Source organism: Pantoea sp. BL1 (genome assembly GCF_000963985.1).
Lineage (GTDB): Bacteria > Pseudomonadota > Gammaproteobacteria > Enterobacterales > Enterobacteriaceae > Pantoea > Pantoea rwandensis_B.
In genome coordinates this window covers 1-24,836 of record NZ_JZRH01000046.1, presented here as the reverse complement: position 1 = coordinate 24,836, position 24,836 = coordinate 1, and the positions used below count along the sequence as shown (strand labels likewise).

At 51.5% G+C, this 24,836-nt stretch carries 26 protein-coding genes; 16 read left to right on the top strand and 10 right to left on the bottom strand.

What is annotated here, in order from left to right:
- The first annotated feature begins 8 nt into the window (after positions 1 to 8).
- Positions 9 to 1,100, top strand: a complete 1,092-nt coding sequence (locus tag VH86_RS19420; protein WP_045833854.1) for an ABC transporter substrate-binding protein — start codon at positions 9 to 11, stop codon at positions 1,098 to 1,100.
- 334 nt (positions 1,101 to 1,434) lie between these two features.
- Entirely contained in the window at positions 1,435 to 1,674 is a 240-nt protein-coding gene (locus VH86_RS25925; protein WP_045833834.1) for a hypothetical protein, read from the top strand.
- Here VH86_RS25925 and VH86_RS26385 read toward each other — a convergent pair.
- Positions 1,598 to 1,822 carry a hypothetical protein gene (locus VH86_RS26385; protein WP_082082876.1) on the bottom strand — a complete coding sequence of 75 codons (225 nt, stop codon included), beginning with the start codon at positions 1,820 to 1,822 and terminating at the stop codon, positions 1,598 to 1,600. The two genes, VH86_RS25925 and VH86_RS26385, sit on opposite strands and share 77 nt — an antisense overlap.
- Positions 1,823 to 2,149: 327 nt before the next feature.
- On the opposite strand from VH86_RS26385, the gene VH86_RS19410 reads away from it, so the two are divergent.
- From VH86_RS19410 to VH86_RS19400, 3 genes are all read left to right on the top strand, one after another.
- Complete coding sequence (locus VH86_RS19410) at positions 2,150 to 3,238, top strand: ABC transporter substrate-binding protein (RefSeq protein WP_045833833.1); 1,089 nt, start codon at positions 2,150 to 2,152, stop codon at positions 3,236 to 3,238.
- 72 nt (positions 3,239 to 3,310) lie between these two features.
- Positions 3,311 to 5,080, top strand: a complete 1,770-nt coding sequence (locus VH86_RS19405) for an iron ABC transporter permease (protein ID WP_045833832.1) — start codon at positions 3,311 to 3,313, stop codon at positions 5,078 to 5,080.
- Positions 5,073 to 6,143 carry an ABC transporter ATP-binding protein gene (locus VH86_RS19400; protein WP_045815458.1) on the top strand — a complete coding sequence of 357 codons (1,071 nt, stop codon included), beginning with the start codon at positions 5,073 to 5,075 and terminating at the stop codon, positions 6,141 to 6,143. Before VH86_RS19405 ends, VH86_RS19400 begins: the two co-directional genes overlap by 8 nt.
- A gap of 34 nt (positions 6,144 to 6,177) precedes the next feature.
- On the opposite strand, the gene VH86_RS19395 is transcribed toward VH86_RS19400, so the two are convergent.
- Genes VH86_RS19395 through VH86_RS19385 form a run of 3 tightly spaced genes read right to left on the bottom strand, consistent with a single transcriptional unit; the run spans position 6,178 to position 8,764 of the window.
- Entirely contained in the window at positions 6,178 to 7,278 is a 1,101-nt protein-coding gene (locus tag VH86_RS19395; protein WP_045833831.1) for an NADH:flavin oxidoreductase/NADH oxidase, read from the bottom strand.
- An 18-nt stretch (positions 7,279 to 7,296) separates the two neighbouring features.
- Positions 7,297 to 8,271, bottom strand: a complete 975-nt coding sequence (locus VH86_RS19390) for a zinc-binding dehydrogenase (protein ID WP_045833830.1) — start codon at positions 8,269 to 8,271, stop codon at positions 7,297 to 7,299.
- The gene (locus VH86_RS19385; protein WP_045833829.1) at positions 8,264 to 8,764 is read right to left on the bottom strand and encodes a lactoylglutathione lyase family protein; all 501 of its coding nucleotides are present in this window, start codon (positions 8,762 to 8,764) and stop codon (positions 8,264 to 8,266) included. The genes VH86_RS19390 and VH86_RS19385 overlap by 8 nt, the downstream gene beginning before the upstream one ends.
- A gap of 93 nt (positions 8,765 to 8,857) precedes the next feature.
- Between VH86_RS19385 and VH86_RS19380 the strand changes: the two genes are divergently transcribed.
- Complete coding sequence (locus tag VH86_RS19380; protein ID WP_045833828.1) at positions 8,858 to 9,724, top strand: LysR family transcriptional regulator; 867 nt, start codon at positions 8,858 to 8,860, stop codon at positions 9,722 to 9,724.
- A 3-nt stretch (positions 9,725 to 9,727) separates the two neighbouring features.
- On the opposite strand, the gene VH86_RS19375 is transcribed toward VH86_RS19380, so the two are convergent.
- Positions 9,728 to 10,240, bottom strand: a complete 513-nt coding sequence (locus VH86_RS19375) for a polyketide cyclase (RefSeq protein WP_045833853.1) — start codon at positions 10,238 to 10,240, stop codon at positions 9,728 to 9,730.
- Positions 10,241 to 10,511: 271 nt separating this feature from the next.
- Here VH86_RS19375 and VH86_RS19370 point away from each other — a divergent pair, with 271 nt between their 5' ends.
- Together VH86_RS19370 and VH86_RS19365 are read left to right on the top strand one after the other, a co-directional pair.
- Entirely contained in the window at positions 10,512 to 11,207 is a 696-nt protein-coding gene (locus VH86_RS19370) for a type 1 glutamine amidotransferase domain-containing protein (protein ID WP_045815463.1), read from the top strand.
- Positions 11,208 to 11,261: 54 nt separating this feature from the next.
- Positions 11,262 to 12,161: a LysR family transcriptional regulator gene (locus VH86_RS19365; protein WP_045833827.1), complete on the top strand. Its 900-nt coding sequence runs from the start codon at positions 11,262 to 11,264 to the stop codon at positions 12,159 to 12,161.
- On the opposite strand, the gene VH86_RS19360 is transcribed toward VH86_RS19365, so the two are convergent.
- From VH86_RS19360 to VH86_RS19350, 3 genes are all read right to left on the bottom strand, one after another.
- Positions 12,158 to 12,874 carry an IclR family transcriptional regulator gene (locus tag VH86_RS19360; RefSeq protein ID WP_197080232.1) on the bottom strand — a complete coding sequence of 239 codons (717 nt, stop codon included), beginning with the start codon at positions 12,872 to 12,874 and terminating at the stop codon, positions 12,158 to 12,160. The genes VH86_RS19365 and VH86_RS19360 overlap by 4 nt on opposite strands.
- Before the next feature lie 55 nt (positions 12,875 to 12,929).
- Positions 12,930 to 13,655: an SDR family NAD(P)-dependent oxidoreductase gene (locus VH86_RS19355; protein WP_045833825.1), complete on the bottom strand. Its 726-nt coding sequence runs from the start codon at positions 13,653 to 13,655 to the stop codon at positions 12,930 to 12,932.
- A 121-nt stretch (positions 13,656 to 13,776) separates the two neighbouring features.
- A complete protein-coding gene (locus VH86_RS19350) occupies positions 13,777 to 14,316 on the bottom strand; it encodes a 2,4'-dihydroxyacetophenone dioxygenase family protein (RefSeq protein WP_045833824.1) in 540 nt (179 codons plus the stop codon).
- 365 nt (positions 14,317 to 14,681) lie between these two features.
- Here VH86_RS19350 and VH86_RS19345 point away from each other — a divergent pair, with 365 nt between their 5' ends.
- Positions 14,682 to 16,022, top strand: a complete 1,341-nt coding sequence (locus tag VH86_RS19345) for an MFS transporter (protein ID WP_045833823.1) — start codon at positions 14,682 to 14,684, stop codon at positions 16,020 to 16,022.
- Between the two features lie 41 nt (positions 16,023 to 16,063).
- Here VH86_RS19345 and VH86_RS19340 read toward each other — a convergent pair whose 3' ends face one another.
- A complete protein-coding gene (locus VH86_RS19340; protein WP_045833822.1) occupies positions 16,064 to 17,299 on the bottom strand; it encodes an L-dopachrome tautomerase-related protein in 1,236 nt (411 codons plus the stop codon).
- A gap of 743 nt (positions 17,300 to 18,042) precedes the next feature.
- Here VH86_RS19340 and VH86_RS19335 point away from each other — a divergent pair.
- The 6 genes from VH86_RS19335 to VH86_RS19315 all read left to right on the top strand — a co-directional run bounded on the left by VH86_RS19335 (position 18,043) and on the right by VH86_RS19315 (position 22,906).
- Complete coding sequence (locus tag VH86_RS19335; protein ID WP_231647313.1) at positions 18,043 to 18,984, top strand: MFS transporter; 942 nt, start codon at positions 18,043 to 18,045, stop codon at positions 18,982 to 18,984.
- 30 nt (positions 18,985 to 19,014) lie between these two features.
- Complete coding sequence (locus VH86_RS26170; protein WP_231647311.1) at positions 19,015 to 19,383, top strand: hypothetical protein; 369 nt, start codon at positions 19,015 to 19,017, stop codon at positions 19,381 to 19,383.
- 117 nt (positions 19,384 to 19,500) lie between these two features.
- Positions 19,501 to 20,460, top strand: a complete 960-nt coding sequence (locus VH86_RS19330) for a C-terminal binding protein (protein ID WP_045833821.1) — start codon at positions 19,501 to 19,503, stop codon at positions 20,458 to 20,460.
- A 25-nt stretch (positions 20,461 to 20,485) separates the two neighbouring features.
- Complete coding sequence (locus VH86_RS19325) at positions 20,486 to 21,142, top strand: RraA family protein (protein WP_045833820.1); 657 nt, start codon at positions 20,486 to 20,488, stop codon at positions 21,140 to 21,142.
- A gap of 59 nt (positions 21,143 to 21,201) precedes the next feature.
- The gene (locus tag VH86_RS19320) at positions 21,202 to 22,134 is read left to right on the top strand and encodes a sugar kinase (RefSeq protein WP_045833819.1); all 933 of its coding nucleotides are present in this window, start codon (positions 21,202 to 21,204) and stop codon (positions 22,132 to 22,134) included.
- Between the two features lie 136 nt (positions 22,135 to 22,270).
- Positions 22,271 to 22,906 carry a GntR family transcriptional regulator gene (locus VH86_RS19315; protein ID WP_045833818.1) on the top strand — a complete coding sequence of 212 codons (636 nt, stop codon included), beginning with the start codon at positions 22,271 to 22,273 and terminating at the stop codon, positions 22,904 to 22,906.
- A 36-nt stretch (positions 22,907 to 22,942) separates the two neighbouring features.
- Here the strand turns inward: VH86_RS19315 and VH86_RS19310 are convergent, their stop codons facing one another.
- Positions 22,943 to 24,088, bottom strand: a complete 1,146-nt coding sequence (locus VH86_RS19310; protein WP_052696631.1) for an L-dopachrome tautomerase-related protein — start codon at positions 24,086 to 24,088, stop codon at positions 22,943 to 22,945.
- Between the two features lie 211 nt (positions 24,089 to 24,299).
- Here VH86_RS19310 and VH86_RS19305 point away from each other — a divergent pair.
- On the top strand, positions 24,300 to 24,836 hold a 537-nt coding region (locus VH86_RS19305), incomplete at its 3' end, for a nickel/cobalt transporter (protein ID WP_045833817.1).

The window sequence follows — 24,836 nt, the reverse complement described above, 5'->3', positions numbered from 1 at the left end:
GCAACGCGATGAAAAAAGTGCTACTGACATTGCTTCTGCTATTGCCGCTGGCTTCGCAGAGCAAAACCCTGACTGATAGCCTGCAGCGTCAGGTAAATGTCCCGGACAATCCGCAGCGGATTGTGATTGGCGAAAGCCGGATGATCTACACCCTCGCGCTGGTGGAGGATGGCAACCCAGCGAAACGGGTGGTCGGCTGGCCAGCGGATCTGCGCAATCTCGATAAGCAAACCTGGGATCGCTACGTCAAAGCCTTCCCGGCAATCGGCAACATTACCCAGATTGGCAACTCCAACTTCTCGCAGCTTAATGTAGAGAAAATTATCGCGCTGCAGCCGGATTTGGTGATCCTGCCGGTGTATGCCCGTACTCCGCCCAATAACTCGCTGTTTATGCAGCAGCTACAGGCCGCGAATATCCCGGTGCTGTTTCTTGATTTCCGCGTCGATCCGCTGGCCAATACCGTTGCCAGTCTGCGTACGCTGGGCGCGGCACTCAATGATGAGGCGAAAAGCGAGCGCTTCATTGCCTTCTATCAGCAGCATATGCAGCGTATTCGCGATCGTTTAGCTTACTGGCACGGCACGCGTCCGAAAGTGATGCTGCAATTACATCTGGGTAAGAAAGCCGAATGCTGTACCACGGTGGCGCATGGCAATCTGGCGGATTTGATCGCCTTCGCCGGGGGCGACAACATTGCCGCCGGGCGTTTTCCCGCCGTATTTGGTCAACTCAATCCGGAAGCGGTGATAGCCGCTAATCCCGATATCTATATCGCCACCGGCTCTTCGGGCCCGGAAGAAACCACCGCACTGCAACTCGGCCCATTGGTCAAAACGGAGCAAGCCAAAACCACCTTTCTCCGGGCGTTAGCCCAGGACAGCACGGTCTCGGCCCTGCCCGCCGTGCAGCAGCAGCGCGCCGCCGCCTTCTGGCAAAATTTCTACATGAGCCCATGGCACCTGCTGGCCGCCGAATTTTTTGCCAAAACCTTCCATCCACAGCTGTTCCACGATCTGTCACCCGATGACACGCTGCGGGAGATGAACCAGCAATTCCTGCCGATCCCGGAAACCGGCACTTACTGGACGCACAATTGATTTTTCACGGTAACTGACGCACAGGGTTTAGCCCTAAGGTTGCGTTAATCTTGGTTCGCGAAAATAGCCTCATGACCACGAGGATATTTTTATGAAATCGATGTTTGTTCGTCCCGCCAGCGAGTATCTGGCGATTGCAGTGAGCCTGTTCGCCGTCGTGAGTTTTCTGACTCTCTGGTTCACCCGCTAAAACGCCACGCTGTGGCGTTTACTTTTTGTAACCCACTGAAGAATCTGTGCATCTGAAGATGACAAATTTGTCATCTGCCTCTTTCCATTCTGTTCGGTGGCCTTCGATAAACTTGTGAAAAATGACAACGCTCGTCGAGGCACCATGGCTTTTCAATCTAAACACTCCCTTCTGCTGATGGTCGGTTTGATCGTCGGCGGGAGCGGCTGGTATTTCTGGCCGAAACAACAGGCCGATGCGGCCGTGAAACCCGCCCACACTACGGTGCTGGTGAGCACGGTCAGTGCCTCAGTGAAACCGCTGCCGATTACCCTGGCAACGCAAGGCCATGTGGTGCGCGCAGTTGAAATAGTAATACGCACAAGAAAAACAACGCAGAGATAACCGATGTATTAGTCAGGCCGAATCCTAATCCAAAGTTGATCCAGTCAGCGCCGGTTTCACCTACCGTCGTTGATATCATTTTTAGCACCCAAAATAACAAAGTGGCTTGCGGTACTTTCGCTTTTAATTCTGAGAAGGTGTCAGTCATGATCGGTGTCCCCGTCAACATATTGCGCTCATGATGACCGGGTAAACTTAATCTCCCTTAAAAGAAAAATAGTTTTCAGCTTGTCATTATCTTTTTTCTGAAAAATGAATAAATGAATCTTTCTCTTAATGTTCAATTAAGGAGTCCATGCCCGCATCACTGCAAAATGAGTTATTAATCCAATATTCAGTGTGAAATAATTTATCGAAGAAATGAATAACTTAACTAAGCTCACAAAAGCTGTAAAAACTTTACAGGGTGGATTGCATCGGGGTCGCAATGGGTTACTGTTAAATTCTTGTAACAAATGTAACCAAAAGGATCTGTATGAAAACCTCACTGCGTTTTTTAACAACCTCTGTTATGGCTGGGCTCTCCTTCTCTGCGATCGCCGCTGTGCCTGCTGGTTATCCCGCTGATTATCAGAAAGTCATTGATGCGGCGACAAAAGAGGGAAAAGTGGTGGTGTATTCAACCACTGACACTAAGGCTGCTGGCCCGTTAATTAAAGGCTTTGAGTCGCTCTATCCGGGCATCAAAGTTGAATATAACGACATGAACAGCACCGAACTCTACAACCGTTACATCAGTGAACAGGCCTCCGGCAGCGGCAGCGGGGATGTGGTGTGGAGCTCATCCATGGATACCGCGTTGAAGCTGGCCACCGACTACGCTGCGGAATATGCCTCGCCTGAGCAGAGTAAAATTCCAAAGTGGGCGGTGTGGCAAAATAAAGCCTACGGCACGACCTACGAACCGGTGGTGTTTATTTACAACAACAAACTCATCCCGAAAGACACCGCGCCTGATTCTCACACCGCGCTGGCAAAAATGATTGCAGCCGATCCGGCTAAATTTAAAAACAAAGTGACCACCTACGATATTGAAAAATCGGGATTAGGTTTCATGTTGACGGTTCAGGACAGCAAAGTAGATCCGCAATATAAAGAAAATCTGGCAGGTATGGCGAAAGGTGGCCTGACCGTACAGTCTTCTACTGGCACCATGATGGAGCGCGTATCATCGGGTGAAAACCTGATTGGTTATAACATTCTCGGTTCCTATGCCGAAGACCGGGCTAAGAACGATCCGGCGTTAGGCATCGCCTATCCAAAAGATTACATTCTGGTGTTATCACGCGTCTCGTTTATCACTGAAGACGGTGAGCATGAGAACGCGGCCAAATTGTGGCTGGACTACGTGTTGTCAGAGAAAGGGCAAAGCATCCTGGCGAATCAGGCGGACATCCCTTCACTGCGTAATGATATCGAAGGTAAAAACGATATCGATGGTATGACCAAAATGCTGGGTGATGCCCTGAAGCCGATTCCGGTAGACGAATCATTGCTGGAATATCTGGAACCGGCGAAGCGCCTGGAATTTATTAAGCAGTGGCGCACCGCTGCAGGGAAATAACGATCCCGATGCTATGCGTCAGCAATGGCGCATAGCTTTCCTCTCGCCTCTGGTGTTTGACAGGGTTGGCATATGACCAGGTTACTGAAAAAGTGGCAAAGTTTGCCACGTGCATTGATTGTTCTGATCACCGCATTGGTTATTTATGTGCCGCTGATGTTTATTGTGGTACAGAGTTTTCTTTCGGCGCCCTTCTTTGCCAAAAAGAAAGCGCTGACGTTCGGTTCATTTGAGTTTATTTTCTCGGATCCTGATTTTTATAAGGCGCTGGAGTCTGGCTTTATTCTGGCGTTTGGTCTGGTGATCATTGCCATTCCGCTCGGCGGTATTCTGGCTTTCCTGATGGTCAGAACCAACCTGCCAGGGCGCCGCCTGATTGAGCCATTGATTCTGGTCCCGATATTTGTTTCACCGATGGTGCTGGCCTTTGGCTATGTGGTTGCCGCCGGGCCAGTGGGTTTCTTGTCTCAGTGGGCGAATCAGCTGTTTGGCGTGGTGCCGTGGAACATCTATTCGATGACCAGCATTGTGGTGATCGCGGGACTGACACATGTGCCGCATGCCTATCTCTATATTTCATCGGCACTGCGCAGCGTGAGCTCAGATGTGGAAGAAGCGGCGCGAACCGTGGGTGCCTCACCCTTGCAGGTGATGACTTCGGTCAGCCTGCCGATGGTGCGCCCTTCGATTCTGTATGCCTGCGTGCTGCTGTTCTTTCTGGGACTGGAAGTATTCGGCCTGATGCTGGTGTTGGGCGATCCGGAAGGCAACATGGTGCTCGCCACCTACCTGTATAAGCTGACCAACAAGCTCGGCACCCCGTCTTACCACCTGATGGCCGCTGTCGCCGTGGTGCTGATCTGCTTCACCGTGCCGCTGGTGATGCTACAGCGCTGGCTGATGCGCACCGCCAACCGTTTTGTCACCATGAAAGGCAAAGCCTCACAAGCCCGCGCCCTCCCGTTGGGTAAATGGCGCTGGATTGCCGGTGCGGTGGTGTTGACATGGCTCACCGTCACCATCGGCGTGCCGCTTCTGGGTGTGGTGATGCGCGCATTCATCTCTCACTGGGGTGTCGGCGTCTCACTGTGGGATGAAATATCCATCGCGACCTTCCGCAGTATCTGGGATCAACCCAATCTGTTGCGTGCCATCGTCAACTCGATGCTGATTGGCGTCATTGGTGGCGCGATTGCGGTGATCTGTTATCTGTTTGTAGGTATCGCGATGCACCGTAAACAGGATCAGGTTACGCGCTTCCTGGATTACAGCGTGCTGGTACCACGCGCCGTACCGGGGCTGTTAGCCGGTCTGGCTTTTCTCTGGGTATTCCTGTTCATCCCGATGTGGCTGGATCAATCACTGAAAAATGGTTGGCTCTCCAGCCTGCCGGTTGCCGACTGGCTGCGCGAGAACTTTATCGTTTGGCTCCGTTCGTTGCGTCAAACCATCTTTAGCGTCTGGCTGGCCTACACCGTGGTGTGGATGGCTTACGGCTTACGTCTGATTTCATCAACGCTGTTGCAGGTCGGCCCGGAACTGGAAGAGGCCGCGCGCAGTGTGGGCGCCACCCCGGGACAGACCACGCGCCATGTGACCGTGCCGCTATCACGTCATGGCCTGATAGGCTCGTGGCTGCTGATGTTCCTGATATTTGAGCGCGAATATTCAACGGGCGTTTATCTGCTGTCACCCGGCACCGAAACCATCGGTTCAATGCTGGTTTCACTGTGGTCTGCGGGTGCCATTGATATCGTGGCTGCGCTCTCCCTGATTAATATCGTGCTGGTGGTGGTCGGCCTCGGCATCGCTTTACGCTTTGGAGTGAAATTACATGATTGAATTATCGGTAGATAACTTGCATCTGATGTACGGCGATAATCCGGTGTTGAAAGGCGTATCAATGCAGTTGAAAAAAGGCGAGGTGGTTTCACTGTTGGGACCGTCAGGCAGCGGCAAAACCACTTTATTGCGCGCCGTGGCGGGTCTGGAAAAACCGTCACAGGGGCGTATCACTATCGGCAAAAATGTGGTGTTTGACGGCACGCCGAAAAGTGAAATCCCAGCTGAAGAGCGTAATCTCGGCCTGGTTTTTCAGTCCTACGCGCTGTGGCCGCACAAAACCGTGTTTGAGAACGTGGCCTACCCGCTCAAGTTGCGCAAAGTAGCCACAGCAGAGATTAATCAACGCGTTCAGGCGGTGTTGGATCAACTGGGTCTCGGGCATCTTGGCAAACGCCATCCGCATCAGCTTTCCGGCGGTCAGCAGCAGCGCGTGGCGATTGGTCGTGCGCTGGTCTATAACCCGCCCGTGATTTTGCTGGATGAGCCGCTCTCCAACCTGGATGCCAAATTGCGTGAAGAGGCACGCGTATTCTTACGCGAGTTGATTATCCGACTCGGATTATCTGCCTTGATGGTGACGCACGACCAAAATGAAGCCATGGCGATCTCTGACCGCATTCTGCTGCTCAATAATGGCGTGATTGAACAGCAAGGCACACCGCAGGAGATGTACAGCCAGCCTTCTACACTGTTTGCCGCAGAGTTTATGGGTAGCAACAATCGTCTGCACGGCAAAATCACCCATGTTGAAGGCGGGCGGGCACGTATTGCCGGAGCGAAATGGGCGCTATGGGGTAAACCGAGCGGCGAGGTGCGTGTTGGGCAGGAAGGCACAGCGGTGATACGTGTCGAGCGAATGAATGTGGCTGACACCACGGATGACAACGCGCTCGAACTGCCCCTGCTCACCAGCATGTATTTAGGTGACCGCTGGGAATACCTGTTCCGTACCGAAGGGGATGATTTTGCGCTGCGCGCGTATGGCAAGGAGTTCCGCGGCAATCAGCGCTTCCGCGTCTCATTGCCCAAAGAGGATCTGTGGATTTTCGCAAAAAGCTAAGAATAGACCTGCCGCAACTGGCAGGTCTGGTCACTCAATCCCCACTGACCCGATAGCGTTCCAGCCAATGTGCGTAAGGCGCAGGCAGCACCCAGGAAGGTTCGGTCTTGTCCAGTACCAGCGCGGCCTGATAACTCCAGTGCGGGTTTTTCAGGTGCGCGCGTCCCACCATTACCAGATCCAATTGGCCTTTTTCAATGGTCTCATTCGCGATGGCAGGCGCATCAATACCCCAAGCTGACGTCACCGGAATGTTCGCTTCGCGGCGCACACGTTCGGCAATGGGTGCCAGGAATGCCGTGCCCCACGGGATGTTGGCATCCGGGGTTGAGAAGCCCATGCTCACGCTCAGCAAATCGAGGCCATTATCACGCCACTGCCTGGTGAGCGTAATCGCTTCCTGCAACGTCTCTTCATCCCGCCCATCAAACTCCAGCACGCCAAAACGTGCGGTCAACGGCAGATTTTCTGGCCACACTTCACGCACCGCATCAAAGGTTTCGCGCAGGAAACGGCTGCGCCCAGCGGCGTCACCGCCGTATTCATCAGTACGCTGGTTGGCGTGGACCGAGAAGAAACTCTGCGCCAGATAACCGTGAGCAAAATGCAATTCCAGCCACTCGAATCCGGCATCGCGGGCGCGCTGCGCAGCACGCACAAAATCTTCGCGTACACGTTTGATATCATCAAGCGTCATGGCCTTCGGCAAACGCGGCAAATTGGCACCAAAAGCCACGGCAGAAGGAGAGAGAGTTTCCCAGGCTGCCGTATCACCCGCAGGAATATGGTCATCACCTTCCCAAGGTTTATTTGCGCTGGCTTTGCGCCCAGCGTGTCCAATTTGAATGCCCGGCACTGCACCACTGGCTTTGATTTCGCGCGCAATCTGTCCGAGTTTTTCCGCCTGAGCGTCATTCCAGATGCCGAGACAAGCCGGTGTAATGCGCCCTTCTGGTGACACCGCTGTTGCTTCGACAATCACCAGCCCCGCACCGCCGCGAGCCAGACTGTTGTAATGCACACGGTGCCATTCGTTACTGACACCGTCCACGGCACTGTACTGGCACATCGGCGGAACCGCGATGCGATTGCGCAGCGTGATGTCTTTCAGGCTAAAAGGTGAAAACAGTCCCATGACAACCCCTTAATGTAATTAAAGCAAAATGACCTGCTTGCCACTGAAATTACGATGCTGTAATGCTCGTAACTGTGCAGGCAGTTGATCGTAAGGAAAATGCAGCAGTAGCTCGCTTTGCAAACTCCCGGAGGCAATCTGCGCCAGCATGCGCTCTCCTTGTTGCGTGAGTGCGCGCCACTGCTGAGCATTACCCGTTTGATGCAGAGCACCCAGCGCCACTTCGTGCAGTGAGAGCGCGCGACCAAATGCGGCACATGGCCACTCCGCGACACGCCCCTGAATGCAGACTAAGTGCCCATTAGCCAGCAGAGTATCTGCCAGCTGTGTGGCATGTTCTGGCCCCACCGCATCAATCACGGCGAAATAACGACGAGGTGCCGCTTCTGTCGTGAGTTGGCTATCGTTCAGGCATCGTTTTGCACCCAGTGCATGCAAGCGCGACCAGTGGCGTTCACTACTCAAGGTTGTGATATCAAAACCCCGCGCCTGTGCCAGTTGCACCAGATAATGACCAACAGAACCCCCCGCACCAGCAATCAACAGCGGCGCGCCGGGCTGGACCGGAATTTTTTCAATGGCTTGCCACGCCGTTAATGCTGGGCACGGGAAGGCAGCAGCGGTCGCAAAATCAATATCGTCGGGGATCCGCATGACAACCTGTGCAGCCAGCACGGTGTACTCAGCAAAGCTGCCGTTACGCTGTAAGTTTTGGTGATAAGCCACACGTCTGCCGAGCAGGCTTTTCTCCACCTCTGGCCCTATCGCCACCACCGTCCCCGCACCATCAACACCCGGCACTTGTTCGAGTTGCGTGCTGAGCACTTTCCAGTCGACCGGATTAAGTCCAATCGCCGCGTTCTGCACCAGAATTTCTCCCGCCTGCGGTGGCGTGGCGCTGAGATAACGTTCCTGTAGATCCAGCGGCGAATGACCTCCGTGCCAGACCCAACCACGCCAGTCAGCAGGAATGGAGAACGCCGGATCAGACATAGGCACCTGCCGAATACGTCAATTCATAACTGTGGCTGTAAATCTCAATGATGTTGCCAAACGGATCTTCCATATACACCATGCGATACGGCTTTTCGCCAGGGAAGTATTCACGTACAGGCATACGCTGCTTTCCGCCAGCGGCCACGATTTTCTCGGCTAACCCTTCAACATCGGGATCCTGCACGCAGAAGTGGAAGACACCGGTTTTCCAGTATTCAAAGTTATTTTCTGGCTTCTCAGCGGCTTTAAACTCAAAAATTTCGACACCTACACGATCGCCCGTTGAGAGGTGGGCTATGCGGAATTTTTCCCAGCCGCCGCCAAATACATCACTGCACATCACACCGATGGCGGATTCATCTTCCTGAATTTCAGTCGGTGGCATAATCAGGTACCAACCCATGACTTCAGTATAAAATTTTACAGCGGCATCAAGATCGGTCACTGACAGACCAATATGGGAAAACGTACGTGGATAGGGAGTACTCATCGCTCATCTCCTCTGATGAAAAGATCCACAGGCTACGATGCTATAGGTATAATGAAAACAATGATTCGGTTATGGAAATTATAAAATTTCATTATGCTAAATCCACAATGGCTAAAATCTTTTGCCACACTGGCGGAAGTGAGCAGCTTCACGGCCACCGCTGAACGGCTGGGCATCACACAAGCGGCCGTCAGCCAACATATTCGCCATCTTGAGCATCAACTCGGCCCGCTGATCCTGCGCAGTAAGCGTCCGTTAGAACTGACACCCGCCGGTCGGGCCCTGCTGGATTATTGCCAGCAGGTAGATCGTGCCCAGCGTCACCTGGCACTGCGACTCAGTGAAGGCGACGTGACCTGTGGGGAAGTCAGTCTTATCTCCCCCGGCAGTATCGGGTTGCGTCTTTATCCCCTGCTCCTTGCTTTGCAGCAACACCATCCTGATTTAACCATCCGTCACCGTTTTGCACCGGATAGCGAAGTGATGGATGCCGTGCTGCATAACCGGTTTGAGATGGGCTTAATGACGCAAAAGCCCGATGACAAACGTCTGGTGGCACAGAAATTTACAGAAGAACCACTTGAGCTGATTGTGCCAGTAGGCGCAGCCGCGACAACATGGGAAGATCTTGAAGCCCTGGGCTTTATCGATCATCCAGATGGTCAGGCAATGGCGACGCGTCTGCTGAGCCGACGCTTTCCCGGTAATCCAGGCTTGCGCAACCTGCCACAGCGCGGCTTCAGTAATCAGATCAGCTTGATTCTCGAACCTGTCGCGCGAGGATTGGGATTTACCGTATTGCCGCGTTTTGCCCGTCTGGCGTTTCACCTTCAGGATAGTATTCAGGTGATCGAGGCAGGTAACGCCTTAGTGGATTCCATCTGGCTGATTCACCGCGCGGAATGGCCTCTTTCTGCGCGGGCACAACAGGCACTACGTTGGTTGGAAGCCCAGATGTAACCTTTACTGACGGGCTTTAGCCGCAGCGACTAGCCCATCCAGCCAATCCTGGTGACCGTTAATCATTGGATTAGGTTTGGCATTCGCCAACTCCACAGCAGGCTTACCGTTTTGCGTCTCTTGAGTCAGGATGCGCACGCGGTTATCAGGAAGATCTTCAATAAGCCAGGCATGTAATACGTCCAGGCGTTCATCGCTGCCGATTTCGCCCGCCCATCCGTGCCAGGAAACACGGGCCGCTTCACCTGCAACAGGCGCGACATATTCTGTGACCTGAGCTTCAACGGGGAAGCCAAACGTTTCAAAGTAGAAACGCACGCCCTGTTCCAGTTCTGGGCCTTTATTGTCATAGAAACGGGCGTTAGCCGAGTTCTGATAATAAGTCGGCCACAGTGAGGGAGTATTCAGCAACGGCCAGATATCTTGGGTGCTTAAGCCTGCAACAATGACTTCGTTGGAACAGTAGTTATCGGCAAATCCCGGCACAAAGCCTTCCGGCCAGTTAATCGCGTTCATTTTCATTGGTTATTTCTCAAAAGTGATAAGGGACAGATGAAGTATCTGTCTGCTGGAGAAATAACACCAATCGCCTTTCATTATTTTTGATATTAAAATTATTGATATCTGAAATATGATAGCTCACGCTGGCTATAACGATAATTTATCACCTTCATAAGTGAACGCATGTTTTCATTATAGGTACATCCGCTAATCTGATGGGGCGCGGAACCCGTCAAAAATTGAGCAATGGCGCATAACTTCATTTTTTAAATCTTAAGGATATGAAATGGCAAATAGCCAGACCCCATTGATTAAACCGGTGCTAATGGTACTTACCAGCTATCGCGGCATTGTGAACGGACATGAAATTTCAGGTTTTTACTTGCCGGAATTAACGCATCCCCTCCATGTGCTGACTCAGGCAGGCGTGCCGGTCGCCTTTGCTTCCATTAAAGGCGGAAAACCACCTGTCTATGGCATCGGGGATGATGAAATTAATCAACGATACTGGCAGGATGGCAATTTCCAGCAGCAACTCAATCACACCTTATCGCTGGCCGCAGCCAAAAGTGATGATTACAGTGCTGTACTGTTTGTCGGTGGGCATGGAACTATGTGGGACTTCCCGGATGATGCTGCGGTTAAAACACTGATCCGTGACATGTTTGCGTGCAATAAGCCCATCGCTGCCGTTTGTCATGGTCCCGCCGCACTGGTCAACGTGAAACTCAGCAATGGGCAGTATCTGGTGAAAGGTAAACGTGTTGCGGCTTTTACCGACACAGAAGAAATGGAAGTAGGTTTGGCGGAAGCTGTCCCTTTTATGTTGGAAACTACGCTAAAAGCACGCGGGGCACGACATCAAGCGGCTGAAAACTGGCAATGCAACGTGGTAACCGATGGCGTACTGATTACTGGTCAGAACCCGCAGTCAGCTTCCGAGGTTGGTAAAGCGCTTTGCCAGTTGCTGCTGGAGGGATAACACGCAACGCCGTTTTCAGCATAAATTCACTTTTGCCTGTCACTACCGGGGCTTATGAAAACCGATATACGTAATCTGGATCTTAATTTGCTGAAGGCACTCGACGCCCTGCTGGATGAACGCAGTGTGACGCGCGCGGCTGAGCGACTGTCACTCACGCAACCAGCCGTCAGCGGGATGCTGACGCGCCTGCGCGAGTGTTTCGATGATCCTCTTTTTACACGCACTCAGCGCGGCATCATTCCAACATTGCGGGCGTTAGAACTGGCGCAGCCAGTGAAATCCATTCTGGCTGAAGTCAGTGAATTATTGCAGCCCAAGGCATTTGAACCCGCTGTCGCTGAGATGACGGTGAAGATTGCCGCCACGGATTATGCCTTGCGTGCCGTCATAGTGCCGTTTATGGCCGCTTTGCGATTACAGGCACCCGGTATTCGCGTGGCAGTGTTACCGGTGAATAACGAACAGCTTAGCGCGCAGTTTGAGCGTGGCGATGTTGATTTTGCGCTGATAACGCCAGAGACCGCCCCGCCAGACCTGCATGCCAGAGCGCTTTATGATGAAGAGTATGTGTGTTTACTGCGGGCAGACCACCCACTCACTCAGCCGGAGGGGTTAACGCTGGATACCTTCTGTGAGCACGACCACGCGCTGGTGTCTTATGTGGGAGGCAACTTTAGCGGTGTCACCGATGAGGCACTGGCTTCACTCGGTCGAACACGACGCGTCACGCTCTCTGTTTGCAGCTTCCTGGTGCTGCCAGAGATTTTGCGGGTGAGTGATTTGATCAGTGTGGTGCCAAAAAGGTTGACCCATGACCTGCCCGGTCTCAGTGTGTTACCGCCCCCCCTGGATATTAAGGGCTTTAGCAAAATTGTGGTCTGGCATGAGCGTACGCACCGCGATGCTGGACACCGCTGGTTACGTGATCTGCTCTTTTCAACCGCCTTTTAAATCAGACGCTGCTGTATCTGACTGACACAATTTTGAATCAGAGCCAGCGTGGCGACTTGATCTTTCTCCACAAAACGATAGGTCGGCATACTGACGCTGATGCACCCTGCCACGGCACCACGTGGATCGAGGATTGCGCTGCCGTAACAGCAGATATCTAACTCGTTCTCCTGATCGTCTATTGCGTAACCGCGCTGGCGAGTGACGTCGATCTCCGTATGGATAGCATCTCGGGTGATGCGTGTGTGCTGAGTAAAAGGTTTCAATTCCAGTTGCTCAAGCCAGCCATCCAAGGCGTCTGCAGGTTGTGCGGCAAGCCAGGCTTTCCCTACAGAACTGGAATACAGACTTACCCTCGTACCCACGCGGGAAGCCATACGAACCGTGCGATGCGCTTCCAGTTTGTCGATGTAGACCATTTCCAGTCCATTGCGTACCGCCAGATGCACCGTCTCATCTAGAGCGTCACGCAATTGGGTTAACCAGGGTTGCGCCACCGCACGGATATCACTGGTTTCCAGCGACCGCCACGCCAGTGCCACAAAGCGCGACCCCAATCCGAGGCGATCCAAATGATCACTCACCAGCATACCCTCTGCCAATAGCGCCTCGACAATGCGGTGTGTCGTCGGACGTGGCAGCGCCAGCGTTTTCGCCAGCGTGCCGATAGTCAGTTGATGAGGCTGGTCGGAAACGACCTGAAGCGCTCGCATAAATTTCTGAAAAGCGGCGGTCCCCGGAACTGCAGCGTTTTTTTCCATTAATCCGTTATGCCGTTAAGTAACCTCCGTCAACCGGCAAAATTGTGCCGGTAATGAACGAGGCTGCAGGGCTGCACAGAAAGACCACGGCCTTCGCTACATCTGCTGGCGTTCCCCAGCGTTTGAGCGGTGTGCGGGACAAAATAGGTTCCGCACGCAATGGATCGTCTTGCAGCGCCTGCGTTAATGTAGTCGCAATCCAGCCAGGGGCTACCGCATTCACACGGATACCCTCTGCGGCATAAGCAATCGCGAGGGACTTTGTGAGCTGCATAATGCCACCTTTACTGGCGCTGTATCCCGGCACCAGGCCTCCGCCAAAAAAGCTTAACATTGAAGCCGTATTGACGATGCATCCCTTACTTTGCGCCAGTTTTTTGCGTGCAGCTGAGCAGCAACGTAGCGTGCCGGTGAGGTTAATATCAATGACGTTTTCAAACACGTCAACCTGATGCTCTTTTTCCCGGCTAATAATACCTGCACAGTTAATCAGTAGATCCAACTGTGGCAGCGCATTGATAACGTTAAGGATCGCGGTATTATCTCGCACATCTAACTCCTGAACAGCGATGTGATGCGCCGCAGGCAGTTGGTGGGTTTCACTCTGCACGCCTGCTGCAATGACGTTAGCCCCCAACTCTGCGAGGGTGCTGGCAATGCCAGCACCGATGCCCGTCGTCCCACCCGTTACCAGGGCCGTTTTTCCGGCAAATAAATCAGCGCGAAACGTCATAGTGCGTTCTCTCTTTATCAGTTTGAAGGGAATAATCGGCGTCTTCAGGGAGCGGTTTTTTCACTAACAGGAAGTAGACCAATGCCGCAATCACCGCGATAAGGGCTCACATTGCCGGGGTTCAGCGGATAAACTGATCGACGAAATCCGCCCCGAGGCCAACGGATTCGTAGTGTTTGCGACACATATCGATTTTGGTAAAGACGTCCTCAAACCCGATATGATTCCCCCAGGGATCGACGTAGTACATGCAGCCATGTACCTGGAACATCGTGATCATCTCTTCAACATCATCATCAACCACCAGGGTGTGTGTCTCACCAGGGGGTTCAAAGACGTACCCTCCTTCCACGGCCTCCCAGTCATGCTCTAAATAACGCCAGCGCCCTTTGATGACATAGGCGTGGACTGGTGCCGGATGACGATGGCGGCTAAGCACACCGGATTTCCTGACCCGTAAAAGATTCATCCAATATCCGGCAGATCGATTCAGACAGAGAGGACGAAACCAGACGTTCTCAGCTTGCGGCACCCAAATGCGTTCATCAATGGGAACGGCATTTGGCACCACTAAATCTGGCACCATGTCTCCAGGCTGATCAAATTGATAGGGCATGCGACGCAGAGTCTCTGCATCCAAATGTGTTTTTGACTCGCTCATATTGACCTCGTTAGATTATCCATAATGTGGACATACGATCCATAATATGAATGCATTAACGCCAGGATTTAACAACCTGGCAATAAGTTATGCAGTGATTTGATAGGGGGATCACTAAATAGACTGTGTAATCGTAAGGAGATTGCGTTCAGAGGTGTTGAAAAACACGCCCAATCTGACATGTCATATAAATATGAAAATCGTTGCCTAAACTTTCTTCCCCATCCAAAAATAAAGCTAAATCTGCTTTGAAATCGATGTTTGTGATCAAAATCTAAACCACTGAAGAAATCCCTTTAGCGTAAGCCTTAACTGGTGATAGTAATTCTGACATGTCAGATGACATACTTAAACAGGATACTATAATGAAACCTCTTAATACCTCCCCACCCTCACATCGCGGCAACAAACGCTGGGGTGTCGCTTTCATTTTGCTCGTCGGTGGCTTTATTAACTACCTTGACCGAGCCAGCCTCGGTGTAGCCGCCCCTTCGATGATGAGCGATCTTCATCTTACCAATACCGATATTGGTTTAATGGGCTCGGTGTTTTCACTTTGCTTCGCCTTCAGCCAACTGCCCGCGGGTTGGTTGGCCGATCGTTTTGGTCCTCGTAAGGTGTATGCCTCTGCGGCGACGCTATGGGGGTTATCCACCATGCTGACAGGCCTGTGCAGCACGCTGCCCGCGCTGCTGGCCGCCCGTGGTTTGCTGGGCATGACTGAAGCCCCTGGTTGGCCAACCTCGGCCAAGATCACCTCTATCTGGTTCCCACGGAAGGAGCGCGCGCTGGCCAGTTCGATATGGGATGCATCATCACGTTGGGGTTTAGCTTTCGCGCCACCGTTGTTGGTGTTTATGAGCATTCACTTTGGTTGGGGAGCTCTGTTTTATCTTGCAGGCAGCCTGGGGGTTATTTTTGGTGTGGTGTTCTTTTTCATCTATCGTCACCCAGAAAATCATCCGAGCATGACGCAGGCCGAACGCGACTATATCCTCGCGGATGGCGGAGGCAGTTTGCCGCAACAGCCCGCCGGGACTCGGGTGAAATGGGCTGAACTTTTCCGCTACAAATCGATGTGGGGCATGATGTTGGGCTGGTTTTGCTACATCTGGCTATTCAATATTTTTGTCACCTTCCTGCCGCTTTACCTGATGAAAACACAGAATATGACGCTAAGCAGTATGGGCGTTTACGCCAGCATCCCCTATCTGGCAGGTATTGTTGGCGCTGCGCTGGGAGGATTCGCGGTCAAATGGCTGATTGATGGCCGACGCGTCGCTGAACCGCTTAAGGCCAAGAAAATCGTCATTATGGTAGCGGCCTTGATCAGTGGTGCCACCACGGTCGCGGTTCCCTTCTGCGATTCACTGGTGGCAGCGCTGGCGATGATGACCATAGCAATGTTCTTTTTGTCCGCAGTTTCCTGTACCTGCTGGGCCATTCCCGGTGATGTAGCATCGAATGATATCGTAGGGACCGTTTGCGGTATTCAGAACTTTGGCGGCTTTTTTGCAGGTGCGTTATCACCTTTGGTGACCGGTTACATCGCCGACGCCACCGGCTCATATGCAATGGCGTTTATCAGCGGCGGCGTGATCGCAGCACTGAGCGGCTTGTGTTACTGGTTACTGGTGAAGAAACCCATTGTACGTGAAGGTGAATGCTTAGCTGGAGCGGGTCAGCCCCTGCAGAGTCAACTGTAACAAGCGTAAAAAAGGCAGGTTATCCTGCCTTTTGTTGTTAATTACTTTGCCGTATACGCTTGTCCACCGACATGTACTTTATAGATACGGAAGTTTGGCACTGCCGGGTTATCAAAATTCATGTCACCCCCCACCCATGAGTTCAGATGGTTGCTGACGAAAAAGAGATCGCCTTTACCGCCCCAGCCAATGGTATCCGGCCACGCAATGGCTTCATCTGTCACGTAAGGTGTAACCTTGCCGGTTTTCGCATCACGTTTCATCAGTCCATTCAGCGTGAGTGCCGTCATGTAAAGGTTACCCGCACGATCTGCCGTCATACCATCCGTGTTTGAAGGCAGGGTATTGACGACTTTAATACCCTTTTCAATCTGCGCTTCGCTGTTGGAGAAATCGCGTAGCAGTGAGGTTGGCACGCTCATCAGGCGGTTGCCGGTCAGATTGGTCCAGTAAAGGGTTTTCTTATCACCCGATAACGCAATGCCATCGGCGCCCGTCAGCATTGGATTAGCTTTACCCTCTTTATCTTTCAGGACTTTCTCGCCATGAATGCTGAAGGTGAAGCCAGGCTGATCGTTGACCCACTCCGGGTTCGTCAGCACTTTTTTGGCCTGTCCGCTTTTCATGTTATAGACCAGCAGCGAGCCTTTCAGTGGATGGCACATGATGCCGGAATCGGTGATGTATACCACGCCACGATCGTTATCGACCGCCACATCATTCAGGAATGAGCAGGTGAAATCGACCTGGTCATTGGTGAAGGCATAACGAGCAACCTCCTTGTTACTGTTTAAATCCCAGGCGATGAGTTTCTCATCACCCGATTTGTTTGGTGCCCCTGCAATGTGTCCCTGGTCCAGAATCCACATCACATTGTTGCGATCGATTTCAAAGCCAAGTACGGCCTTCAATCCCAATGGATTCTTGACGTCATTCATCTCAACGCTGGGGAAAGGCTGTAACAGCCACTTGCCCTCTTTCTTCACTAAGCGCGATAAAGTAGCCGGTACTTCTGGGCCACCCCAGCGCGCGGTGCTGACATAGATATTACCTTTAGCATCCACCTTGACGCCGAGCAGCATCGCTTTGGTGTCGTTCTTTTGCCACGCGGCTTCTGCATCCGCATTGCCCAAGTCATAAGGCAGACGATTCCATTCTGCGACCACTTCAAGTTTGGGTTGCGTGGCACTCATTGCCATCGACGGCATGGCGGAGACCACACCCGCCACCAACATGGGTAAAAGTGCAAAGCGCGCTGAAAAGTTCTTATTAACCATTGTATGTTCCCCCTGTCTTAAGTCAGACCGTTCTGACATGTCAGAATTTAGCATCGCGGACTTTATTCTTTCGATAGACAATTTTAGAAAACGCTCAGCGCTTCACAGAAAATATCCTTAATGAAATCAACTCCCCTTCTACATGAGCGTTAATATCCGGAATGAAAGAGGCCCACAATCTGGAAATTTAATTTATCGATATGATTTTTAATGATTTAAATATTAATGACATGATGATTTTTAGTGGTGAAACTTAATATCACAAAAATTTATTGTGGATATAATGATAATTTATATCACGTGAAATTTTTATATCAGGTAATTTTTCTTCAGTTTAACCCGCCAAAGGATACTTTTCACAGCCCATATCCCCTCTCCACCATGACTCTCAATCATGGCCAAAGTCTTATTAATCAATTGATAAATATCATTTAAACCCTCAGAGCAGCTAACATGTCACGTGGAAATAATGATTTCGCTTTTAGGCGTTAGCAATTTGTACGCCAGATATCCACCTAATTGAGATATTGATCACATAAACACTCAAATTCAATGTGTTGTTGTGATCATTATTACAATAAAACAACAATCACCATGCGTAACCTTATCGCGATGATAGATTATCTAACATGTCAGATTGATTTATGGCTTTTTAAAAGACATCCAGAAGCACCTCTGGAGCGGCGGCTCAGTACATCCCTTCCTCTGAGCTCTCAAACAACATAAGAAACAGGGTTTACGCCATGAGTTCACTTACACACCCATCAGCGCCTGACAGCGTTGATGAAATCGAAAAATCGACGATACGTAAAACCATCATGATGCTGGTTCCACTGATGCTGGCAATGTACGTGGTGGCCTACATCGATCGACAAAATATCAGCTTTGCGAAATTGCAAATGGTGAGCAGTCTGGGCTGGAGCGAATCCGCATTTGGCTTGGGTGCTTCACTGTTTTTCATTGGCTACCTGCTTTTTAGCGTGCCAGGGAATTTAATTCTTTCCAGGGTGGGAGCAAAACGCTGGTTCGCCCTCAGTCTCTGCGCCTGGGGCATCATTACTATTGCATTAGCCTTTACGCAAAGCCTGACCATGTTCTATTCACTGCGTTTCATACTGGGCCTTGCAGAAGCCAGTTTCTATCCCGGACTGATTTTCTACTCTACTCAGTGGTTCCCGACCAAGTATCGTCCACGCATTGTCGGCTTCCTGGTCACCGCCAGCATGTTTGCCAACATGATTGGCGCGCCACTTAACGGTTCGCTGCTCAGCATGCACGGCATCATGGGTTATGAAGGCTGGCAGTGGTTGTTCCTGGTCACTGGCCTGCTGGCGCTGATTTTAGTAGTCCCGGTTCTCGCCTTTTTCCCGGGTACACCTGAGCAATCAAATTTCCTGTCTGCAGAACAGAAAAAATGGTTAATCAGCCGTCTAGAATCAGAACGCCGTGAGCAGGCGGATAAGTCCGTCGATACGCTGTTTAAGTCGCTGACGGATAAACGCGTGTTAGCACTGGCACTGGTTTACGGCTTCATCTGCTTTGGTGCTTACGGCATCAGCTACTGGATGCCCACTATCGTCAAATCCTTTGGGGTATCCGATATGGCCAACGGCTTCCTTAATATGATCCCGTGGGCATTGGTAATGATGCTGCTGCGTTGGCTAACGAAAAACCCGGACCGTTAGAATAATCCATTTATTAACGTTGCAATGCCGATGTTTACCTCCGCGTTGTGTCTGGTCGGATCGGTCTATTTCTTTTCACAACCCGCTATCAGTTTTGCCTTTATCTGTGGCGTGGTGCTGTCAGTGTTTGCGATTCAACCCTGTTTCTGGAACATGGCGAAATTTCTCTCTGGTGCCTCTGCTGCCGCTGGTCTCGCCGCGATTAACTCACTGGCAAACCTGGGCGGATTCTTCGCGCAAAACACCATCCCACTGGTGCGCGATCAAATGCAAAGTGCATCCGCACCGATGATCTATCTGGCCATTGTGATGCTGGTTGGCGGCCTTTGCACTGTCATGATCATTAAGTGGTTGCAACGCAAAGACGCGCCATCCACGATCACAACAGCAACAAACTAACATTTCAGATAAAGCAAAATAACGTGACGCAAATCACCATTCAAGGTAATTAAACTTGTTACCTCAACATAAATTCGTCACTCTAAATTAAAACTAACATGTCAGATTGAGATAATCATGAAAAAGATTGTGGTACTCGAACCGGGTTATGAGCATTACCAGGAAGAGATTAAGGTACTCGCTGCATTCAATCCTGAATTCATCGTGGTGCCCAATAGTGCTTCTCAGGAAGAGCGTGCAAAAGCCCTGTTACAGGCTGATGCCTTGATGATTCGTGAGGCTCCGCTGCCGCTGGAATACATCGCCTTACTGGATAAATGCCAGGCGATTGTGCGCTATGGCGTAGGTGTCGATAACGTGGATTTAGCCGCGGCGAAAGAGAAAGGTATTTATGTTGCCAATGTGCCGGACTACGGCTCGGAAGACGTGGCAGAACACGCGCTGGCTCTGCTGTTAGCGACCACCCGACGTCTTACCTCGCGCAATACGCAGGTCCATGCAGGCCAGTGGAACATTGGCCAGGCAGAGCCGATGTATCGTCTGAGTGGCAAAGTTTTGGGAATTGTCGGTTTTGGCCGCATTGCACGTTGCCTGGCTGCCAAAGCCAGCGGCATCGGGTTTAGCCGCATGTTGGTTAGCGATCCCCTGTTAAATGATGCCGATGCCATGGCTGCAGGTGTTGAGAAAGTCACGCTTGAGCAGTTGTGTCAGCAAGCTGATCTCATTTCGCTGCATGTCCCACTGTCAGAGAAAACCCGACACCTAATTGGCACAGAACAACTGGCCCTAATGAAACCGACAACCATCGTGGTGAATACTTCGCGCGGGGGATTGATTGATGAGACCGCCCTTTATCAGGCGCTGATTGAAAATCGCTTATTCGCCGCGGGTCTGGACGTGTTCGAACAGGAACCCGTGCGCCAGGACCACCCTCTACTCACATTACCGAACGTTATTTGCACCGACCACACTGCCTGGTTCACGGAAGAATCCGTTACCGAACTACAGCGGAAAGCCGCTCAGGAAGTTCTGCGTATTTTCGAAGGTAATAAACCTCTGAACTGGGTTAACCCGTAAATTTCCGATCTCTAAGGAGTAAACAATGTACAGCAAAGAAATCATTGACGGTTATCGCGCCATTTATTCAACCGCATCCATTGCCGATGCTTGCGACCAAATCGTGGGCAAAACCATGTTTCTGCCGTTCGAAGTAAAGAACCGCATCAACGATAAGAAAATCGTTGGTCCAGCCGTCACTATTCTTGAAGACGTCACTGAAGAGAAAGTTCCGCCACAGCATGCGCTTGATGCGATTGATGAATCTGAAGCGGGTTCAGTCATTGTAATTGGCGGTGCAACTGCGCTGGAAACCGTTGCGGTCTGGGGCGGGTTAATGACAGCGGGTGCGGTAGCGAATAAACATGAAGGTGCAGTGCTGATGGGTGGCGTGCGCGATCTGATTGAAATCCGCCGTGATTACGACTTCCCGGTATTTGCCAAAACGGTGACACCAGGCACGACACTGGGTCGGTTCAAAACGCTGGCCTCCAACAAGCCTGTGCAGATGGGTGATGTCACCGTGCATCCTGGCGACTTAATCATTGGCGACGTGGACGGTGTAGTCTGTGTACCGCAAGAACATGTTGAAGCCGTACTGGCGCTTTCTGTTTCCATTGATAGCCGTGAACTGGAACAGGCCAAATTGATCATTGCGTCTGGCTCACTGCGTGAAGGCCTGGCGAAGTACGGTCGTATTTAATACCCCCTGCCTTTATACGCCCTGAAAATCTTCAGGGCGTACTCCACAGGATCTCTGTTATGAAAACCATTGATATTCTCTCCTTCGGCGAGCCGCTCTATGAATTCAGCGAGCTGCCTCAGGGTGAAATCCCCACCAAGTATCTCAGCGGTTTTGGTGGTGACGCCTCGAATTTTGCGGTCAGTGCTGCCAGACAAGGCGCGAAAGTCGCCATGCTGACGCAACTGGGAAAAGATGTTTTTGGCGATAAGTTTGTCGCCTTGTGGCAGCAGGAAGGCGTTAATACTGACTTCGTGCTCCGCCACAACGATGCGCCAACCGGGATTTATTTTATTACTCATGACGAAGAGGGGCATCATTTTACGTTTTATCGTAAAGGGTCCGCCGCTTCGCTCATTCGCCCCAGTGAGTTGCCGCAGACCGCCATTCAGCAGGCGCGCTTGTTGCATACTTCAGCGATTACGCTCGCTATCAGTGATACTGCCTGTGACAGTGTGTTTGCTGCTATCGACCTGGCGCGTCAGTCTGACACACAGATCTCATTTGACACCAATCTGCGCCTGAAACTGTGGCCAATCGCGCGCGCGCGCGCCGTGATTCATGAAGTGGCGCGTCTGGTCGATATCTGCCTGCCGAGCCTTGATGAAGCCAGGCTTCTCACCGGGCTTGAAGATGCGGATGCCATTGCTGATTTCTATCTTGGTCTGGGTATTAAACATCTGGTACTGAAGATGGGAAGTGAAAGGGCGATGTATGCCAGCCCGCAGCAGCGATTGCGCGTGGCGGGTCATCGTGTGGCGACCGTTGATGCCACCGGCGCGGGAGACTGCTTCTCAGGCGCCTTCCTCACTCAGTTCCTGGCTGGAAACGCACCTGCTGAGGCGCTGCGTTATGCGAATGCGGCGGCGGCGCTCACCACCACGGGCTTCGGCGCGGTGGCACCTATCCCTATCCGTGCCAGTGTTGAGGCATTTGTAGATTATCTCAACTGAGATTCGTTTTGTTGATCACGCGCATCCCGATGGGTGCGCAATACCCTTTCAGTGCATGTCCGACCATGCGGTTATCTGGTATAAAGACAGCTTCTGCCATTTTGGCAATCCGCAGGTAATGGAGAAGTAACAGAGCATGGCGCAGGACCTTCTGAAAGATGTGGTGTATAGGCGAATCAAGGACATGATTATTAATGGTTCGCTGCCAATGGGCGGCAAACTATCAGAATCTGCGTTGGCGACCCGGCTCGCAGCCAGTAAAGCGCCAGTGCGCGATGCGTTGCGTCGTCTGCAAAGTGAAGGCCTGGTACAGATCAAACCCAAAAGTGGCACTTTTGTGTTCAGCCTGAATGATGTCGAATTCAAGGATCTGCTGGAGTTTCGTTTCTATGTCGAAGCAAAAGCTATGTCGCTATCGCTGAAAAAGAATCCCAAGCAGCTGGTCCAGGAGATCTCTGCCATTCTCGATAACATGGATTACTGCATCAGTAACGGATCAACAGTCGAATATATTCGGCTCGATAATCTGTTCCATGAGGCGCTGTTTAACTGGTGCCAAAACCCCTACCTGACCCAGGCTTACATACTGATCTCTTCACGGATGGCCACCATTCGCCACTATATGGGCAGCAATGATGAGCACATGAATCGCTCTTACCAGCAGCATGTCACCATCGTCAAAGCATTGCGTGAAAATGATTACGACACCGCATTAGATGCCTTACAAGGCCATATTTTGCCTGAGTATGGTGCTTATTGGGGTCTGTTGTAGTCGATCGATTCCACCTCCTTATTAAGCAGCGGCGGTTTAAACACCAGTGACAGCCTGACCTAACGGTATGCCATCAATGCTCTTTGGAAGGTCTACGAGATAAATGTGGAACACCTGCTCAGTTTTAGCAGTCGACCCTTTACTTTTAACCGGCTGTTTCACCGGTATATAAAGCTTCCGCTGTTGTGAAATAAACGAGCCGTCTGGTCGCACCAAACGCGGATCACTCACTAGCACTGCTATTTGACCCGTCGGCGACCATACAGTGATGTTATGGGTGACCGTTTCGGAGAAATAAACATTCCCCTCGGAATCCATTGAACACCCACCTGAAAAATTATTGTCGTAGACAGCTTCAACATGAGTAGCCACTTCGGCATCTGAACGCGTTGTATCGAGTAAATATTGGGTTTCAACTCGATACAGCGGCCCTGTTGGCGCGGCCCAGTAAAGCCATTTTCCATCGGCAGTTATCTCAATCATGTCGCTGTTAGGCGGATGGAAGGTTTTTCCGCCTTTGACATGTGCCAGCATCGTCGGGGGGGTTTTATTACTGGCTTTTACCACCGCGAGTCCCGACAAGCGCCTTACTGTTTTTCCGCTCTGTAGATCATGAATAATAATGCCTCCCAGCCCGGAATCGGAGATGTACATCAGCGATCCATGGAAACGCAGATCGTTCATTTGGGCTCCCGTCGGCAAAATGTGATCATCAAACCGCAGAATCCGCAGAATCTCACCGCTGTTTGCATCAAGTTGCACAATTTTCTGCACGCCTGGCGCAGGTATACTGTACTGCTCGCCAAACACACCAGCACTTAATGAGCCTTGGTCAACACACCAAACAGTCTCATCATCAAATACATGCACGGAGTTAAGGTAGACAAATGCTTCTCTTCCATCATCACCTGGCTTCCACGTATTCCAGCTATTACCTGGAAAAGGTTCTACGCTGCCATCTTCCGCCTGACGAGCCAAGGAAGGGGTAGCATATTCGGCAGAATAACGAGGTAAGCCCAAAAAAAGTCGGTTATGGCGGGTGATAGCGACCTGATTCGCCATCCAAGGCGATGTCAGCGCGAGCTTGAGTGCAGTTTGTGCGCCTGCGGCGCGCACCATCGCTACTTTAGCCATAGTCATGGCGGTAAAGGCTTTAAGAAAAATACGGCGTGAGATAGCCAATCCTGGATTCCCCTTATTTCAAAAATAACATCCAGGCATATTACGAATTTTATCACATGCACGTTTAACGTCGTGGTGACATGTTCTAAGCGAAATTATCACGCCCAGGCAGCTTATTGGATTTATTTCGCTTCACTTATATATACATCCTACAAAATCACCAAAAAATCCCGCATGCTAATGGCTTTCAGGGCCACGATAATTCAGTGCTATGACTGCCACCAAAACCGGATTTACCCTTGCAGCGCTGGCGATCGTCGCTGCGCTGGCCGTGCTGTTTTCCCACTGGACGGCGTTTCTCGCCTGGTCACTACAAACACAAATCCAACTCCATCGCTTACTGGTCACGCATCTGCTACAAATTAATAGCGGGCAATACAGCGCAGGGTTGTGGTTGATCGGCGTGACCTTCATCTATGGCATCTTGCACGCGGTTGGCCCCGGACATGGCAAATTTATCGTCACCACCTGGCTTACTACCCATCAACCACCGCGCGGTGTCGCGCTGAGCGTGCCGTTTCTCGGTAGCCTGGTGCAGGGTCTCAGCGCCATCGCGTTTGTCTTCATTCTGGCAATTGGCTTTAACCTGACCACGGGCGATCTCAGCACCAGCCGCTGGTATCTTGAGAAAGCCAGCGCGCTGTTTATCGCCGCGTTGGGCGTGATGATGATGGTGCAAGCCTGGCGAGGTCGCAGTCAGCATCGGCATCAGCATCAGCATGAACCTAAGCATGAGCATGAGCATGAG

Excerpts from the sequence above, each read along its gene's own strand:
- VH86_RS19420 (WP_045833854.1), top strand. The coding sequence starts at position 9 with ATGAAAAAAGTGCTACTGACATTGCTTCTGCTATTGCCGCTGGCTTCG.
- VH86_RS25925 (WP_045833834.1), top strand. The coding sequence starts at position 1,435 with ATGGCTTTTCAATCTAAACACTCCCTTCTGCTGATGGTCGGTTTGATC.
- VH86_RS26385 (WP_082082876.1), bottom strand. The coding sequence starts at position 1,822 with ATGACTGACACCTTCTCAGAATTAAAAGCGAAAGTACCGCAAGCCACT.
- VH86_RS19410 (WP_045833833.1), top strand. The coding sequence starts at position 2,150 with ATGAAAACCTCACTGCGTTTTTTAACAACCTCTGTTATGGCTGGGCTC.
- VH86_RS19405 (WP_045833832.1), top strand. The coding sequence starts at position 3,311 with ATGACCAGGTTACTGAAAAAGTGGCAAAGTTTGCCACGTGCATTGATT.
- VH86_RS19400 (WP_045815458.1), top strand. The coding sequence starts at position 5,073 with ATGATTGAATTATCGGTAGATAACTTGCATCTGATGTACGGCGATAAT.
- VH86_RS19395 (WP_045833831.1), bottom strand. The coding sequence starts at position 7,278 with ATGGGACTGTTTTCACCTTTTAGCCTGAAAGACATCACGCTGCGCAAT.
- VH86_RS19390 (WP_045833830.1), bottom strand. The coding sequence starts at position 8,271 with ATGTCTGATCCGGCGTTCTCCATTCCTGCTGACTGGCGTGGTTGGGTC.
- VH86_RS19385 (WP_045833829.1), bottom strand. The coding sequence starts at position 8,764 with ATGAGTACTCCCTATCCACGTACGTTTTCCCATATTGGTCTGTCAGTG.
- VH86_RS19380 (WP_045833828.1), top strand. The coding sequence starts at position 8,858 with ATGCTAAATCCACAATGGCTAAAATCTTTTGCCACACTGGCGGAAGTG.
- VH86_RS19375 (WP_045833853.1), bottom strand. The coding sequence starts at position 10,240 with ATGAACGCGATTAACTGGCCGGAAGGCTTTGTGCCGGGATTTGCCGAT.
- VH86_RS19370 (WP_045815463.1), top strand. The coding sequence starts at position 10,512 with ATGGCAAATAGCCAGACCCCATTGATTAAACCGGTGCTAATGGTACTT.
- VH86_RS19365 (WP_045833827.1), top strand. The coding sequence starts at position 11,262 with ATGAAAACCGATATACGTAATCTGGATCTTAATTTGCTGAAGGCACTC.
- VH86_RS19360 (WP_197080232.1), bottom strand. The coding sequence starts at position 12,874 with ATGCGAGCGCTTCAGGTCGTTTCCGACCAGCCTCATCAACTGACTATC.
- VH86_RS19355 (WP_045833825.1), bottom strand. The coding sequence starts at position 13,655 with ATGACGTTTCGCGCTGATTTATTTGCCGGAAAAACGGCCCTGGTAACG.
- VH86_RS19350 (WP_045833824.1), bottom strand. The coding sequence starts at position 14,316 with ATGAGCGAGTCAAAAACACATTTGGATGCAGAGACTCTGCGTCGCATG.
- VH86_RS19345 (WP_045833823.1), top strand. The coding sequence starts at position 14,682 with ATGAAACCTCTTAATACCTCCCCACCCTCACATCGCGGCAACAAACGC.
- VH86_RS19340 (WP_045833822.1), bottom strand. The coding sequence starts at position 17,299 with ATGGTTAATAAGAACTTTTCAGCGCGCTTTGCACTTTTACCCATGTTG.
- VH86_RS19335 (WP_231647313.1), top strand. The coding sequence starts at position 18,043 with ATGAGTTCACTTACACACCCATCAGCGCCTGACAGCGTTGATGAAATC.
- VH86_RS26170 (WP_231647311.1), top strand. The coding sequence starts at position 19,015 with ATGTTTACCTCCGCGTTGTGTCTGGTCGGATCGGTCTATTTCTTTTCA.
- VH86_RS19330 (WP_045833821.1), top strand. The coding sequence starts at position 19,501 with ATGAAAAAGATTGTGGTACTCGAACCGGGTTATGAGCATTACCAGGAA.
- VH86_RS19325 (WP_045833820.1), top strand. The coding sequence starts at position 20,486 with ATGTACAGCAAAGAAATCATTGACGGTTATCGCGCCATTTATTCAACC.
- VH86_RS19320 (WP_045833819.1), top strand. The coding sequence starts at position 21,202 with ATGAAAACCATTGATATTCTCTCCTTCGGCGAGCCGCTCTATGAATTC.
- VH86_RS19315 (WP_045833818.1), top strand. The coding sequence starts at position 22,271 with ATGGCGCAGGACCTTCTGAAAGATGTGGTGTATAGGCGAATCAAGGAC.